Below are 15,560 nucleotides of genomic sequence, written 5' to 3'. Positions count from 1 at the left end.
TTCATTTTTGAATCTCTTTCTAGACAAAAAATATCCCCACGTGAAAGCGTTGTTATCTTCCACGGCAGGACTATTCGGCTAAAGTAAGGAATTAGCAAACAGAGCGCTGAGGCGATCGCGGTCGGGGGACTCCAACTTATCCGATCCAGAAATAAGGTGGAGCCGCATTGGAGATCGAAAAACAATAAAAAATCTGCAAGTCTTTCGCAGATTTGAATTCAATCAATTGGCACCCAAGCCAATCTAAAAACTCCGAAAAATGAAACACTTTTCGGATATAACTTCCTTGTCGGATAGCGGCGATCGCTCGAACTTGTTGAATAGCCAGGTGTGATTTGCCCTCTAGGGTTGACGGCATATACCAAAAACGGACGTATAGCCGTGCAGGAAGGTTCCATCCCCCACCGGGCCAATTTCTCCGTTACAAAAAAAGCCGCCGAGGGGAATGTCAAAATAACGGGCGAATAACCGCGAATCGAAGTGGGCCTCGCCGTAAAGGCGGGCGCCGCGACCGAGACAGGAGAACAGTAAGGCGCCGACATGACGGGGGGAAGAGGATGAAGCGCCGATCTCGCGTTTGTAGCGCTCTAAGAGCATTTCCAGGTCTTCCGCCGAAGTATTGGCATCTCGGAGGTGGAATTGGATCCGTTGTCCGGGACGGATGCGATCGCCGATCGCGATCGCGCCGACGCGCGGATCGACCCCGAGCAAATTACGGATTAAAAAGTCACCCCGTTCGAGTTCGAGCTTGAATTCGTCCCGGGCAACCCCTACAAATAGAGAATGTTGCGCTAATTCGCGATCGCTCGAATCGAGGCTTTGAATCAGTCCGCGCAAGGCGTCGAGAGGCGTGACCGGGGCTGAATTATCCTGCACGTCTTCGAGTTGCAAGATGATGTTGCGATCGCATTCTTTCACTCGATACGGCTGACCGATGGCCCGACATCCTTGGGCGACGATCGATTCTAAAACGAGGTTGCCACTCAAGGCGACGCCGACGCTTCCCTCGCGATACATCTGGCGGTTGCAAAATAAGGCGGTGGTATTGCCTCCGGCGCCACTGCTGGCGAGTCCGCCGACTTTAGTAGCCCCGGGATAAGCAAAGTCGAGTCCGGCGAGTAGGTCGTTAATTTTGGCAGAAAACGGATCGGCTAAAATCACGAATTGGGGGCGATCGGCAGCAGAAACGCCGATGCACTCCATCCAGCGATCGGGAGGACTGTCTAGATCGGGTAATGCTTCCCCGTCGAGGTGAAAGCCGTGGACTTGAACTTCTGGTAAGTGCGCCAGGGTCAAACTTAAGGCGGGTTCTTCTTCGAGTTCTTCGGCTTCGTGGGCGGCGTTCATGCCGATAATACCGCCTCCCGAGCAACCGATTAAGGTGCCGATTTCGAGTTTTGCGTGCAGTAAGGGCATCAAGCGAGAATATTCGCTCGCAAAGGCTGAGGAGATGAATAACAGCCCTAAATCGGCGGATTCTGACAACTGTTCTCGCGCTTGTTCCACGACTTCGTCAATTGCCGCTTCTAGAGACGCACGTCTGGATAATGTATTGACCCACTTCATTGGCGCTGTCACAGGTTCCACCTTTTGAGATTTTAGATTTCAGATTTCAGATTTCAGATTTCAGATTTCAGATTTGACAGGGGCAGGGTTGGGCGTGGGAAAACTGCGGAGTTGGCGAATCGTCAATTTAACTTGTTGAGGGGTTTTGGGAGCAATGAGTCCCCCTCAAAAATTTGTAATTGAGCGTTGGGATACATCGACTGCGCCCCAGATCGTTACTGTAACCGTCTCTTGTCGGCTTTCGCTCGGGGTGCAGATGGCGACGATCGCCCCTCGTTCGTGTCGTTTCAATGGGTGTCGGCGATCGTGTTAACATAAGTTAACAGATAGGGCATTGAAGTGCGCTGTCGCGGCGATCGCCGATCGACTCGCGTCTGAAATCTTAAAAAATAAAAATAGATACACTCTTAATGCCCTAGTTTCTTGTATCACTGTCAGTGGTTGGGAATCAAGCGTTTAAAGCGCTTGGGAGCAATTCGCTTTCACAGCGTGCTGTTGGTGCCACTGTAGCCGAGTTGTCCCCCCGATGCTTTCAGGTCGGGCAATTGCCCACAACGTTCTCGGCGATCGACTCCATCTAAAAACATTCTCTATACTGGCAAAAGTAGCTGGAATTCAGAAAAGATCATCATGAGCAATACCCAACAAAAAATCGACGAACAAATCGAACAAGAACGCGAGCAAGCCCGTCAAGTTTGCGATACCAGTGGCTCGACCTCTGGTGAATGCGCCGCCGCTTGGGATGCAGTTGAAGAACTCCAAGCCGAAGCCTCTCACCAACGGCAAAAGCCCCAGAAAACCTCTTTTGAAAAATACTGCGATGACAATCCCGACGCGGCGGAGTGTCGGCTTTACGACGACTAAAACGATGGCGCATTGAGGGGGATTCCCCCGGCGATCGCCGCCATGGAGCAACTGGATCTCGAACTGCGAGGATTCCAGTTGCTTTCGTTTTTGTGTTATCTTGCGCGTCGGGAGGAATACCTCGGCAAAACCGCAACCCACCACTCGCGCGCGGCTTCGTCTCATCGAACCCTCGCGAGGATAAATCGCTCTCCACGGCTGCCGAGATTGTTTGCTACACCGGACTATGAATTTATCGTTGTTTGAAAGTCTCGTCTGGACGGATTACCGACTCGCCGTTCTGTTTACCGTCTTCATTCCTTTAATTTTGCTGATTTGGGCGTTCGTCCAGAAAGCCGACCCGATCGTACATTTGCTGACCATTTACTGGCGCGTGTCGAGCTTGTTGGCGATTACAGTCTATTTGATGATCGCCGCGTTACCGATTAGTTTTGTTGCGGCATTCTTCGCCCGCCTTTTAATTCCGATCGCCCTGTGGTTTTGGGTGGATCTCAACGAAGAAATTGACGATCGCGCGGAGTCGCCGTTAAAACTTTCATTTACCTCCTGGCGCTGGCTGATTACGATTTATAACGGGATCGGGACCTTAGTACAAATTCCCTTTCTGCGTTGCGCCTTGATGAGCAAACAAGATGTTTTACAAGATTCCTACTGTCGGGTTTGGTTGGCACCACCGTGGGGATATAAGGAGTATTTTCACGCCAATTCGACGCCGGGATTTCTCGGCTTTCTCGGAATTGTGGCTTTACTGTTTTATGTCGGCTGTTTTAGTTACTTCATCTTGGTGCGCCTCAACCGCCAAGGACGTTCGGCGACGGGTCACTAAGCCGTTCTGGTGTTTGAGAACGGCGATCGTAAGGAGAATTGAATTGATGAGTTCTTCATCTTCTATCGGTACTCGCTTGGAGCAATACACCCTCAAACGACCCCAGGAAGTTTTGATTGTCGAGGCTGAAATTGACGGGGAAGGCGATCGCGTGGCCATTTTTAAAGGATTTTCTAGTTCGCTGATGCGCGCCACGGCGTTCGATCCGGATATCCCCGTCTTACCGGACGGGGCGATCGTGCAACGGATCGATCGCCTCCGAGGACCGTTCGATCCCGACAATCCGCAATATATCGAACAAAATTTGACCTGGGAACAGATGGCGAAGTTATTGGATGAATTGGGGGTTTGATGATTTTAGATTCTACAGCACTCGGGCGTCTGATGAGGTACAGTGCCGATCCCCCTATCCCCCTATCCCCCCTTTGAAAGGGGGGCGAAGGGGGGATTTCGAGGGGAACGAGGAAAGTAGGGGTTGGGTAACCAAACCCCTACCTGGCGAGGGGGATTTAGGGGGATCTAAATGTCTTGCATAGCAGAGGAAAATGCTGTAGATTCTAGAGTCCCCGTCATCCTGCTCAGATATCATATTTTAAATACTTTGTCAATATCCAAAAACAAAAAGTACGAGGGATCCGGCGATCTCTCGTACTTTTTGTCATGAATGTGGATGAAGAAAGCCCAGTAAAGACTTAAACCATGCCGCCTGCGGCCTGGAAACGGGCGCGGGCGCGCTTTAAGCCTTGCTTAGCTTGGATTTGCTCTTGGCGGCTAGCCGTAGCGGCCTTTTCCAGGCGCTGTTGTGCTTCCGTGTAAGCTTGGCGGGCTTGTTCGAGTTCGATCGCCTCCCCCGTTTCGGCACTGTTGACCAGGATGGTCAGCTCGTTTTCCTCAACTTCGGCGAAGCCACCCATCAGGGCGATCGAAACCCAATCTTTCTGCTCCCGAACGCGCATCACGCCGATATCGAGAGCCGTCAGCAGGGGAGCGTGACCGCTCAAGATGCCGAGTTGACCCGTGGTACTCGGCAGGATCACTTCCTCAGCTTTCGCATCCCAGACCGTTTTGTCTGGAGAAATCACGCGAACGGTTAATGACATATCTCAGTTTTCCGCTATAGTCGATTTTCGCTCGGGGAAAGAAGAAACGGCGATCGCGCGTCGGATTGCGACGGGGAGAGCCAGGGGGATCCACCCGCCTGACTCCTCCAAGGGCGATCGCGCGCCCAGGACTCTACCCTTGCGACTTCATTTTCTCCGCTTTGGCGATCGCTTCATTAATATCGCCCACCAGATAGAACGCCTGTTCCGGCAGATCGTCGAGTTCGCCAGAGAGAATCATATTGAATCCCTTAATGGTATCCTCCAACTTGACGTACTTACCGGGAGCGCCAGTAAACACTTCCGCCACGAAGAACGGCTGAGACAAGAAGCGCTCGATCTTACGGGCGCGCGCCACCGTCAAGCGGTCGTCTTCGGACAACTCATCCAACCCGAGAATCGCGATAATATCTTGCAATTCTTTATAGCGCTGCAGAGTCGCCTGCACCGCACGAGCCGTGGTGTAGTGTTCTTCGCCAACCACACTCGGTTGCAGCATGGTAGACGTAGAATCCAACGGATCCACCGCCGGATAAATCCCTTTCGACGCCAACGCCCGAGACAACACCGTCGTCGCATCCAAGTGAGCGAAAGTGGTCGCCGGAGCGGGGTCAGTCAAGTCGTCAGCCGGGACGTAAACCGCTTGAATCGAAGTAATCGATCCTTCAGTGGTCGAGGTAATGCGCTCTTGCAGTTCGCCCATTTCCGTCCCCAAGGTCGGCTGGTAACCCACCGCCGAAGGCATCCGACCGAGGAGGGCGGACACTTCCGAACCCGCTTGCACGAAACGGAAAATATTGTCGATAAACAGCAGCACGTCCTGCTTATTGACATCGCGGAAATATTCGGCCATCGTCAGAGCCGAAAGACCCACACGCATCCGAGCGCCGGGGGGCTCGTTCATTTGACCGTACACCAAAGCCACTTTCGATTCGCTGAGATTCTCAGCATTAATCACTTTGGATTCAATAAATTCGTTGTAAAGGTCATTCCCTTCCCGGGTGCGCTCGCCCACACCGCCGAACACGGACACACCCCCGTGAGCTTTAGCGATGTTATTGATCAACTCTTGGATGATCACGGTTTTGCCCACGCCAGCACCGCCGAACAGTCCGACTTTACCGCCGCGTCGATAGGGAGCGAGCAAGTCGATGACTTTGATCCCGGTTTCTTGGATCGAAGGCTTGGTTTCTAATTGGGTTAAGGTGGGGGCAGAGCGGTGGATAGGTAAAGTGTCGTCCGTGCTGACCGGCCCTTGGTTGTCCACGGGTTCGCCGATGACGTTGAAGATGCGACCGAGGGTTGCCGTGCCGACGGGAACGCTGATCGGTCTACCCGTGTCGATCACTTCGGTGCCGCGCACCAGACCGTCGGTTCCGCTCATTGCAACTGCGCGAACCTGGTTGTCGCCGAGGAGCTGTTGCACTTCACAGGTAACGGAGATTTCGTTGCCCGAAGCATCTTTGCTTTTAATGTTTAAAGCGTTGTAGATTTTGGGCATTTGCCCGGCGGGAAATTTCACGTCTACAACCGGGCCGATGATTTGAGTCAGGTAGCCTACGTTAGTTTTTTCTGCGGTGGTGACCATGCTTGCGTCTTTCTTGATTATTCAGCTATATGCAATCCGAGCGGATATCTGACCAGAACATAAAAATTGCCATCTTTAAGGGTATCACCGATAGGGATCGCCGTGAACTTCTCAAATTCCTTAAAGGGGTTAATCTGGAATCGGGCGGTTGCAATCGGCTGATTCCGGCGGGGAAAGAAGCGGCTATTTCAAGTAAATCAATAGATTCAAGCCGGGAATGGTGCGAGAAAGGGTCCACAACAACAAGGTGATGTAAAGGAGGCCCAAACTCCACTGATACCAAACCAAGCCGGAGATTAAGCCGGGGAGGTATTCGTCGCGCACGCGGATGTCGTTAAAGCCGAATTTGAGCAGGTTGTTGAGGCTGAAATCGTAGTAATTGAGCCAGTTCCAGCGACGGTCCCAGAGAATGGGCAGGTGACGATCGCGGAAAAAGCCAAATCGGGGTATCACGGGTAAGCGTCCGATGGTGAGGCGCAGTTGTCGCATTCCCCCGTCTTCGACGAAGTAGCTGCGGTCCATCGAGTCGTGAGCCCGTTGTCGGTAAAGGGCGACGGTGAGGACGGCGGGAACGGGAATCGTCAGGGTGGCGAGACAGATTAAGGTCAGCCAGGGGTGCTGTCCGGTGCGGAAGATGGCGAGGATCCCCATTCCGGCGAGGACGGCGAAACTACCTGCCATCCAAGCGGTTTCGAGGCGGGTGGGGATGACGGGTTTGGGGACGTGGGGGCGGTAGCGATCGACGAACCAAAAGAGTAGGCTAAAGTAGGCGATCGCCACGAGTCCGACCCCAAAGGCGAGTCCGAAACTGGTTCCGTAGCGACTCAACAGCAGCAAGACGCTCAAGCCACACCAGGTGAGAGCCGTTCGCAGCCACGCCCCGAGGAAAAGGGCTTCGGCGGCGATCGCGCGATCGCGCACTTTGATGTAAGTGGCTAGATCGATCGCTTTGAGGGTTAATAATTCGCTTAAATTGCCGAAAATCCGCTCTTGTCGTTCTCGGTCGATCTCTTCGGCTTGCGATCGCGAAAATCCTATTTCAATTAATTTGCGGATCGAGGCGGTATTGACATTGACTCCGAGCAGTTTTTGCCGCAAGTTGCGATCGCGCAACGATTGACTCATGTAGTCGATTTGATTGGCGTCGGCAATTTGTTCTTGTTGACGAAAGTTGTGGATCAATTGCCGCAATAAAGTTTCGTTACCTTGCAAGTTGGGAATCGCTAAGACGCGGCCAATTTGTCCCGGATCTCCGGTAATTTTTGCTTCTTCGGAATCGAAAGAAAATCCGGCTAAATTAATATAAGCCCCTCGGGCGAAAATGCTATCGCTAAAGGCGAGACGATCCATAATTCTCGCCCCGCGCAAGTTGACCGATTGGCTAAATCGCGCTTCGCGAAAACTAGCGAGTTTGTTAAAGAAAATATCGGTCAAAAATAAAGATTTTTCAAATTTTCCTCGGGTAAATAGGGCGCGATCGTCCCATTGGGATTGGCTAAAGTCGGCATTGCCTCGCCAGTGCGATCGCCCGAAGTCTCCGAGTTGGAAAAAGTGAGCGCGATCGAAGTTGGCGGACTCTTCAAACTGAACCCCTTGAAAGTTAACGACGCCTTTAAATTGAACGGAATCGAATTTCGCTTTTTCAAAAAAGATACTGCCGCGAAATCGGGCTTCTTGTTTGAAGACGGTTCCGCCAAAAATTGCCGCTTCGCTGAAACGAGTTTGGGACCAGTCCGCCTCTTCGTCGAATTGCGCCCCCGTGGCTTCGAGGCGATCGAGAAAGAAGGTATTGTTAAATTGAGTCGCCCCTTCAAAATGGGTTCCGACGAGTTTGAGCGGTTGGCGAAAAACGGCAATTTGAGCTTGTTCGAGGGGGGTACTGACGAGGGAGCGAGAGAGTTGGCTGAGTTGGGACAAACGGCGACGATCGCGCGCTAATTGTTCCCGTTCGCGATCGTCGAACAATCCGGCGAGGGCATTGCCATATAAAGGGGTTCTCAAACCCAATTCTCGGGCGATAAATGGACCGCGAATCAAGGAATCGGATAAGTCTAAACCGAGGGGAGTTCCGGTTGGATTGAGGGCGGTTTGTAAGGTTTCGTAAAAGCGATCGCGAAATTCGCCGTTTTCCGGCCTCAAGTCGATCGTTAAGTGAGTGAGGTCTATTGTGCAAGATCCGTCTCTGGCGACGGGGGAGGCGATCGCCGCTTGCAAGCGCTCTACGGTCAGGAGGGGGCGATCGCCCGTACTGCCTCCATTGCCAAGGGTTGACGCCTCAACCCGGGCGACAAACAGGCAGCAGAACAGGGCGATCGCCAGACAGGCGATCGGGATTATTTTTATACTTTTACGCCCGAACACGATAGTTTGTTCCTTTCCTGGATGCGAGCCGACCGTGGCGAATCGCTGCATTTAGCCCATCGTCAGGGCAATTTTGCCCGTCATCGAACCCGTTTCTAAAAGGCGATGGGCGGCGGCAGCTTCCTCTAAGGGGAAAGTCTGCGAAAGCTGGATTTGCAAGCGTTTTTCGTCAAATAAGCGGGCGCATTGGCTCAAAATCTTGGCCTGATCCCGTTCGGCGTCGAGCAGTCCTTCCATCATCGGCGTCAACATCAGTTCGAGGCTGATGCGTAAATTCCGCAATCTCGCGGTTTTCAAACTGCCGAACTCGGGTTTCGGTTCGAGAATCGTAACCAAATCCCCGTAAACTTTAACGGCGGGTGCCGTTTTAAAAAAGGTTTCGTCGCCGACCGTATCGAAAGCGACGTCTACCCCTTCGCCGTCGGTCCATTCGATCGCCGCCTCGACGAAATCGCGTTCTTTATACAAAATCGGCACGGTGGCGCCGAGTTGGCGGACGAATTCGGCTTTTTCCGGGGAACCGACCGTGGTCGCGACTTCGGCCCCTTGCAGGCGCGCTAATTGGATGGCGACGTGACCGACGCCCCCGGCCCCGGCGTGGATTAAAACGCGCTGTCCCGCCTGCAGTTGGGCGCGATCGTACAACGACTCCCAGGCCGTAATCAAGACCAAGGGGGCGGCGGCGGCTTCGGCGAAGGACAGGGAGGCGGGTTTTTTGGCGAGGGACCATTCCTCCACCACCGCATATTCGGCATAATTGCCCCGAGGACCGCCCAAACCGCCTTTGCAGAAATAAACTTCGTCGCCGGGTTTGAACTGCTGCACGCCACTGCCGACGGCTTCCACGACTCCGGCGCCGTCACAACCGAGGATGGCGGGGCTGAGGTCCGGGTAGAAGTTGCCCCGGGAACGGAGTTTGGTATCGATGGGGTTGACCCCAGCCGCGTGCAAGCGCACGAGGACGTCGGCGTTGTTCTCGACTTTGGGCATGGGGACGTCTCGTACTTCGAGGACGTCTGGGGTTCCGGCAGCGCTCATGACGACTGCTTTCATGTTGTAGCCTCTGAATTCAACCGCTTTTCAACAGCTCATGCTACAGGAAAGGCGATCGCGATCGCGCGTAACTGGAGTAAAAAGGCGCACTCCGCTCACACAGCTCAACCGCCCCACAAGAGTTCGTTGCGGCTGGCATCGCCAATCTTGAGGGATTTGAGGTTATCGTGGCGGGCGCGGTTGAGGGCGGAGGGAGGCAGTAAGGAGGTTTGCCAATCTTGCAGTAGTTGATTGAGCAAGCGGTCTTGTTCTTCGCGGAAGGTCAGCACGTAGTCGCCGCCGCCATTGATGACGGCGAACCAGATTTGCCCCTTATCTTTCGTCGGCAAGACTCCGGCGAGGGCGCTGACGTCCCACAAGGTGCCTGTTTTGACGATCGCCCCGTGGGGAATGTCGCGGTAGTCCATCGTCCCGCGATCGCGTCCGGCGACGGGGAATACGTCGCTCAAATTCAGGGAGTGGGGTTGGATATAGCGATCGATCGCCATAAATAGGGCGACGGCAGCCCGGGGGGAAATTTGGTTCTCCTGTCCCAAGCCGGAACCGTTAATCAGTTGGATTTCGGCGAGGGGAACTCCGGCGGCGCGGGCGGCCAAAGTTCTCACTTTTTGGGCGCCGCCGAGGGCGTCGGCGAGCATTTGTGCCATCTGGTTGTTACTGTAGATGTTCATTTGTTTCAACAGTGCGACCAGGGGCAGGGATTGGTGACGGATCGCCAATTTGGCGGTTTTAACCGGATCGCTTTGGAGGCGGACGGTTCCGGCGATCGCCACTTGGGGTTTGGGAGTTCCCGGGGCCATCTTCCAGTAATATTCCTCGATTTCCCGAGACCACTGGCTCGAATCGAGAGCCTGTTTCAACTGTCGGCCACTGCTGGCGCGATCGCCGTCGAAATTCATCACGAAAGAGCCGGAAATGATTAAATTGCCCGTAACCTGGCGAATGCCGAGTTGATTGAGGGCGTTACCGAGGGCGATCGCCTCTTCCCACACGAAAAAGGGGTCGTTGCTGCCTTCGACGATCAAATCCCCTTGTAAAACGCCATTGGCGATCGATCCGGCAGTCTTGATGCGGGTTTCAAATTGATGGTCTATTCCCCACGCAAGTAAGGAGGCTAAAGAGGTCGCCACTTTGGTAATCGAGGCGGCGGGACGGGGAATGGTGCCTTGATTGTCGGCGAGCAGTTGATAGTCGGACTGAATCCAAATGCCTTGGGCATTGGCAGACATCCCTCCGGCTGCCAATCCTTGTAAGTATTGTTGCAAGCATCGTTCGGCGATCGCGTCCTCCTCTCTCCCGAAAACCAACCCGGGAATTGGCGGACCGACCAGCAATTCGATCGCCTCGTTCGCAGAGGGCTGCACCCCCGCCATCTCCAACCACACCGAAACCAAACCCGTCGTCAATAACTCCAACATCGTTTAACTTCTGTCGTTTCTACTCGTGCCACATCACCCTGTCTACGTCGAGATCCCGACGCCAACCGTAGAAGGCGCGGGGAATGGCTCAATTATGCCGCTTGGGGGTCGTCTTTGCCGATTTTAAAGGAGAATCGCTCGCTCGTTTCTCCTGGGGAGACGCTACGCCAACGCCGTTTTTCGATCTCGACGGCGATCGGATTTGTCGCGGGATTGATGTTTGCGTCGAACCCTTCTGGTAGAATCTTTAAGGTTTCTATGACTTTGATCGATGGGATCGACTCGCGCACGGATCGCAATAGATGCTATGGGTGGGGATAATGCCCCTGCCGAAATTGTTGCTGGAGCGCTCAAAGCTCGCCAAGAGTTAGGGGTGGAGGTTCTGCTCGTCGGCCATGCCGACCGGATAAAAGCCTCCCTCGCGCAACGAAAAGATGTGGATATTTCCCACTTGGACGGTGTGGAAATTGTCTCGGCTGAAGAAGTCATCGAGATGCACGAGGAGCCACTGACCGCCCTCAAACGCAAGCGTAAAGCTTCGATTCGGGTGGCGATGGATCTGGTGAAGGAAAATCGCGCCGATGCGGTGGTGTCGGCGGGTCATTCCGGTGCGGCGATGGCGGCGGCTTTGCTGCGGTTGGGACGTTTACCCGGAATCGATCGCCCGGCGATCGGCGCCGTGTTTCCGACGATTAACCCGAACAAACGAGTGTTAATCCTCGACGTGGGCGCCAATGTCGATTGTCGTCCCAAGTTTCTCGAACAATTCGCCGTCATGGGAGCAATTTATAGCGAATACGTCCTCGGCGTCGCTCAGCCGAAAATCGGTTTGCTCAATATTGGGGAAGAACCCTCGAAAGGCAACGATTTGGCGGTTCGCACCCATCAAATGCTCGCCGAAAATTCGTTTATCTCGTTTATCGGCAATGCGGAAGGGCGCGATGTCCTTTCGGGGAATTTTGACGTGATCGTTTGCGATGGCTTTGTCGGCAATGTCTTGTTGAAGTTTGCCGAAGCGGTCGGCGAGATCGTCTTGCAAACGCTCAAAGAGGAGTTACTCGGACAGGGATGGCTCGGCAAACTCGGTACCAAGTTGGTCGAACCGAGTTTGCGACGCTTCAAGCAACGGGTGGATCACGTCGAACACGGCGGCGGTTTGTTACTGGGTGTGGCTGGGGTTTGTATCATCAGTCACGGCAGTTCCCAAGCGCAGAGTATTTTTAATGCGATTCGCTTGGCGAAAGAGGCGATCGATTGCGAAGTTTTAGAGAGAATTAAATCGCAATATCCCGAAAGCACTCAGCAATCGCCCGTTTCTCAACCCTCGGCGGAAAGCTGAAGGCGCACGAGGGGCGATCGCGGCAACCTTTGAGGAGTATCGTGGCGGAATCGGAACCCGAGCAAGCGACGGAGACAGCTAATGAAAGAATTAGGGGCAGGCATTGCCATTACTGGGAGCGGTTCGGCAACCCCCAGTGCTTCCCTCGATAATGATACGTTGAGCCAACTGGTGGAGACTTCCGACGAGTGGATCGCCACCCGCACGGGCATTCGCCAACGGCGCCTGGCCAATGCGGGAGAATCCCTTACGGAGTTGGCTACCCGCGCCGCACGAGGGGCGATCGCCATGTCCGGGATCGAGGTCGAGGATCTCGATTTGATCGTGCTGGCGACTTCGACGGCGGATGACTTGTTCGGCAGTGCCAGCGCCATCCAAGCGCAACTCGGGGCGCGGCGGGCCGTGGCGTTCGACTTGACGGCGGCCTGTTCTGGCTTTGTCTTCGGTTTGGCGACGGTGGCGCAGTTCGTGCGCACCGGGGTCTATCGCAACGTGTTGTTAATTGGCGCCGATATCCTCTCCCGTTGGGTGGATTGGAGCGATCGCCGCACCTGCGTCCTGTTCGGCGACGGCGCCGGCGCGGTGGTCGTGCAGGCTTCGACCACGGGCGATCGCCTCTTGAGTTTCGAGCTGTGCAGCGACGGCAGCCTCAACAACTGTCTGCAACTGCCCTACCGCACTCAACCCCACTCCCTCGTCGGCGCGATCGAAGTCGGTCAAGGGGATTACGGCACGATCGCCATGAACGGCAAAGAAGTGTATCGCTTCGCCGTCAAACGAGTCCCGGAAGTCATCGAAAAAGCCCTCTACCGCGCCAACCTCAACATCGATGAAATCGACTGGCTCGTACTCCACCAAGCCAACCAACGCATCCTCGATGCCGTCGCCGACCGTCTCCACTGCCCTCGGGAAAAAGTATTGACAAATTTATCGAAATATGGTAACACATCCGCCGCTTCTATCCCCTTAGTGTTGGATGAAGCCGTCCGCCAAAACCAAATCAAACCGGGCGATCGCATTGCCGCCTCCGGCTTTGGTGCCGGAGTGACTTGGGGCGCGGCCATCTTTGAATGGGGATAACGGCAAACGGGGATAAGCTCCCCTCAATTCTTGTTGACGATCGTTTGTGCGAGAATTCCAGAAAAACTAATGACTAAAACCGCATGGATTTTTCCAGGCCAGGGATCCCAGGCCGTCGGCATGGGCGCCGACCTCAGAGAGCATCCCCTCGCTGCCGCTCGCTTTGACACCGCCACCCAGGTTTTGGGGTGGTCCGTCCCCGAGATTTGTCAGGGAGACGAAGCCCAACTCGGACGAACCCTCTACACCCAACCCTGTCTTTACGTCGTCGAGAGCATTTTGGCCGAGATCATGCGCGATCGCGGCCACGACGCCCCGAACCTGGTCGCCGGACATAGTTTGGGCGAATACGTCGCCCTCTACGTCGCCGGAGTCTTCGACTTTAAAACCGGGTTGGAACTGGTCAAACGCCGCGCCGAACTGATGGACGGCGCCGCAGGCGGACAAATGGCCGCCCTGATCGGCTTCGATCGCGACCGACTCGCCGCCGCAATCGAACAAAATCCCGACGTCGTCCTCGCCAACGACAACAGTAGCGCCCAGGTGGTCATTTCCGGCACCCCCGACGCCGTAGATGCGATCCTCGCCAACGTCAAGGCCAAACGGGCGGTCAAACTCAACGTTTCCGGCGCCTTCCACTCGCCGATGATGGCTGAGGCGGCGGCAGAGTTCCAACAAGTCCTCGATGGGGTTTCCTTTAGGGACGCCACCGTTCCGGTTCTGTCCAATACGGATCCGACCCCCGCCACCGACGCCGCGCAGTTGAAAGAACGCCTCGCCCGCCAAATGACCGGATCGGTACGCTGGCGAGAAATCGGCGAGCAACTGCCCGAATGCGGCATCGAAGCGGCGATCGAAGTCGGTCCGGGTAAAGTCCTCAGTGGCTTGCTCAAGCGCAGTGGCTTGAGCTTGCAACAGGTCGGCAGTCTCGCCGATCTCGCTGCGTCGTAGTGGTTTCGAGCCGATGAGTCGTAACCGAGAGCCTGTCAAGAGTTTAGTTCTCTACCACCTGTTTAAATGGTCGGTGGTCAGTCCGATGCTGCACGGCTATTTTCGGGGTCGCATTTACGGCGCCGATCGCGTGCCGCAAGAAGGCCCGTTGATCGTGGTCAGCAATCACGCCAGCGACTTCGACCCGCCGATCCTGTCGAACTGTATGCGCCGTCCGGTGGCGTTTATGGCGAAGGAAGAGTTATTTCGCGTTCCGGTGTTGAAAGATGCGATTCGCCTCTACGGCGCCTATCCGGTCAAACGCGGCAAGGGCGATCGCGCGGCCATGCGGGCGGCGCTCTCTTATTTAGAACAAGGATGGGCGACGGGATTGTTCTTGCAAGGGACGCGCACCCCGGATGCCCGGATTACGGCACCCAAGTTGGGGGCGGCGTTAATCGCGGCGAAAGCGCAAGCCCCGGTGCTTCCGGTCAGTTTGTGGGGAACGCAGGCGATCGTTAAAAAAGGGTCGGCGTTACCGAAACCCGTCCCGGTCACCGTTCGGATCGGCGAAGTGCTCGATCCGCCGAAATCGACGAGTCGTGAAGATTTAGAGACGTTCACGGCGACTTGTGCGGGGATAATTAACGATCTACACGATTTAGGTCGCTGAGGCGTTCCCGCTTCCAAACTCCCGACGGGAGAGCGCCCCTTTCCCCGGCGAAGCTCAGGGGTCATCTTCCCAAAACCATTGTCCCCGAATGACCCAATTGAGGACGAAGAAACCCGCGACACCTCCTAAAAAAAAGATCGACCAAAAGGTGGCAATCTCACTATTTTCTAGTCCGCTTTTCAAGTTCATGCCAAAAACGCTCGCCAATGCTGTTAACGGAAAGAAAATTGCCGCTAATATATTTAAGCGGTGTCCGGACTCCACCGCTTTCAAACTCAGTTGGGCTTGTTCTTCTCCCCGTTGGGCGATGGTAAAGTCCATTGCATTTTTGGCATTTTCGTAAAGCAGATTGAGCGATCGCTCTAACTCGTGGGCCCAATCTCGCAGATCGACGATCTCTCGATCTAAGGGAATTCCCTCCCGTGCGGCTTGCAAGGTACTGTGTAAGTTTTGCGTTTCCAAACGCAGGGGGGCGATCGTTTCGAGCAGTGCAAAGTAGTCTTCGGCGTTCTCTGCTTCGGCGTACTGCTGGTTAAGTGCTTCTTCCTCACTGCTGTAGAGCTTGATATGTTTGATTAAGCTTTGTATTCCCCGTCCTCCCGTGCTGGCTTTCCAGGTTCCGTCCGGTTGTCGCCAAAAAAAAATCACTTTGCGATCGCGTTGCTTGGATCTCGGAGGATGATGCAGAACCAGCAACAAATGATCGTCGGCAATCATCGCCCTTTGTTTGCCTGCTCGCTGCAGTCCAAATCGTTGTTTAAT

Annotated in this window: 15 protein-coding genes; 8 read left to right on the top strand and 7 right to left on the bottom strand. The window is 54.7% G+C overall.

Annotated elements, in window-relative coordinates:
• Positions 1–342 precede the first annotated feature (342 nt).
• Positions 343–1,566, bottom strand: coding sequence for an FIST signal transduction protein (locus tag JJD41_RS13535; protein ID WP_200667339.1), 1,224 nt, complete (start codon positions 1,564–1,566; stop codon positions 343–345).
• 630 nt (positions 1,567–2,196) lie between these two features.
• Between JJD41_RS13535 and JJD41_RS13530 the strand changes: the two genes are divergently transcribed.
• From JJD41_RS13530 to JJD41_RS13520, 3 genes are all read left to right on the top strand, one after another.
• Positions 2,197–2,430 (top strand): Calvin cycle protein CP12, encoded by a 234-nt coding sequence (locus JJD41_RS13530; protein ID WP_168567871.1) that lies wholly within the window; start codon positions 2,197–2,199, stop codon positions 2,428–2,430.
• Between the two features lie 226 nt (positions 2,431–2,656).
• On the top strand, positions 2,657–3,256 hold the full coding sequence (locus tag JJD41_RS13525; RefSeq protein ID WP_200666702.1) for a DUF3177 family protein: 600 nt from the start codon (positions 2,657–2,659) through the stop codon (positions 3,254–3,256).
• Between the two features lie 46 nt (positions 3,257–3,302).
• Complete coding sequence (locus JJD41_RS13520) at positions 3,303–3,608, top strand: DUF7734 family protein (RefSeq protein WP_200666700.1); 306 nt, start codon at positions 3,303–3,305, stop codon at positions 3,606–3,608.
• A 340-nt stretch (positions 3,609–3,948) separates the two neighbouring features.
• On the opposite strand, the gene atpC is transcribed toward JJD41_RS13520, so the two are convergent.
• The 5 genes from atpC to JJD41_RS13495 form a co-directional block, all read right to left on the bottom strand.
• Entirely contained in the window at positions 3,949–4,356 is a 408-nt protein-coding gene (atpC, locus tag JJD41_RS13515; RefSeq protein WP_200666698.1) for an ATP synthase F1 subunit epsilon, read from the bottom strand.
• 133 nt (positions 4,357–4,489) lie between these two features.
• Positions 4,490–5,944 carry a F0F1 ATP synthase subunit beta gene (gene atpD, locus JJD41_RS13510; protein WP_168567875.1) on the bottom strand — a complete coding sequence of 485 codons (1,455 nt, stop codon included), beginning with the start codon at positions 5,942–5,944 and terminating at the stop codon, positions 4,490–4,492.
• A 183-nt stretch (positions 5,945–6,127) separates the two neighbouring features.
• Complete coding sequence (locus JJD41_RS13505) at positions 6,128–8,356, bottom strand: pentapeptide repeat-containing protein (protein ID WP_234488623.1); 2,229 nt, start codon at positions 8,354–8,356, stop codon at positions 6,128–6,130.
• Positions 8,357–9,358, bottom strand: coding sequence for a zinc-dependent alcohol dehydrogenase family protein (locus tag JJD41_RS13500; protein WP_200666696.1), 1,002 nt, complete (start codon positions 9,356–9,358; stop codon positions 8,357–8,359).
• Positions 9,359–9,462: 104 nt separating this feature from the next.
• The gene (locus tag JJD41_RS13495) at positions 9,463–10,776 is read right to left on the bottom strand and encodes a D-alanyl-D-alanine carboxypeptidase (protein ID WP_200666694.1); all 1,314 of its coding nucleotides are present in this window, start codon (positions 10,774–10,776) and stop codon (positions 9,463–9,465) included.
• A gap of 83 nt (positions 10,777–10,859) precedes the next feature.
• Here JJD41_RS13495 and JJD41_RS13490 point away from each other — a divergent pair, with 83 nt between their 5' ends.
• The 5 genes from JJD41_RS13490 (at position 10,860) to JJD41_RS13470 (ending at position 14,798) form a co-directional block, all read left to right on the top strand.
• Positions 10,860–11,018 carry a hypothetical protein gene (locus JJD41_RS13490; RefSeq protein WP_200666692.1) on the top strand — a complete coding sequence of 53 codons (159 nt, stop codon included), beginning with the start codon at positions 10,860–10,862 and terminating at the stop codon, positions 11,016–11,018.
• Positions 11,019–11,047: 29 nt separating this feature from the next.
• On the top strand, positions 11,048–12,115 hold the full coding sequence (gene plsX, locus JJD41_RS13485; protein WP_200666690.1) for a phosphate acyltransferase PlsX: 1,068 nt from the start codon (positions 11,048–11,050) through the stop codon (positions 12,113–12,115).
• Positions 12,116–12,196: 81 nt separating this feature from the next.
• Complete coding sequence (locus tag JJD41_RS13480) at positions 12,197–13,195, top strand: beta-ketoacyl-ACP synthase III (protein WP_200666688.1); 999 nt, start codon at positions 12,197–12,199, stop codon at positions 13,193–13,195.
• Positions 13,196–13,264: 69 nt separating this feature from the next.
• The gene (gene fabD, locus JJD41_RS13475; RefSeq protein ID WP_200666686.1) at positions 13,265–14,146 is read left to right on the top strand and encodes an ACP S-malonyltransferase; all 882 of its coding nucleotides are present in this window, start codon (positions 13,265–13,267) and stop codon (positions 14,144–14,146) included.
• A 13-nt stretch (positions 14,147–14,159) separates the two neighbouring features.
• Positions 14,160–14,798, top strand: coding sequence for a lysophospholipid acyltransferase family protein (locus JJD41_RS13470; RefSeq protein WP_200666684.1), 639 nt, complete (start codon positions 14,160–14,162; stop codon positions 14,796–14,798).
• A gap of 54 nt (positions 14,799–14,852) precedes the next feature.
• Here the strand turns inward: JJD41_RS13470 and JJD41_RS13465 are convergent, their stop codons facing one another.
• A complete protein-coding gene (locus JJD41_RS13465) occupies positions 14,853–15,446 on the bottom strand; it encodes a hypothetical protein (RefSeq protein ID WP_370583811.1) in 594 nt (197 codons plus the stop codon).
• Positions 15,447–15,560 lie beyond the last annotated feature (114 nt).

It is taken from the genome of Oxynema mangrovii CENA135, from assembly GCF_016632315.1.
Classification (GTDB): Bacteria; Cyanobacteriota; Cyanobacteriia; order Cyanobacteriales; family Laspinemataceae; genus Oxynema; species Oxynema aestuarii.
This window is presented reverse-complemented; position numbering and strand designations above follow the sequence as displayed.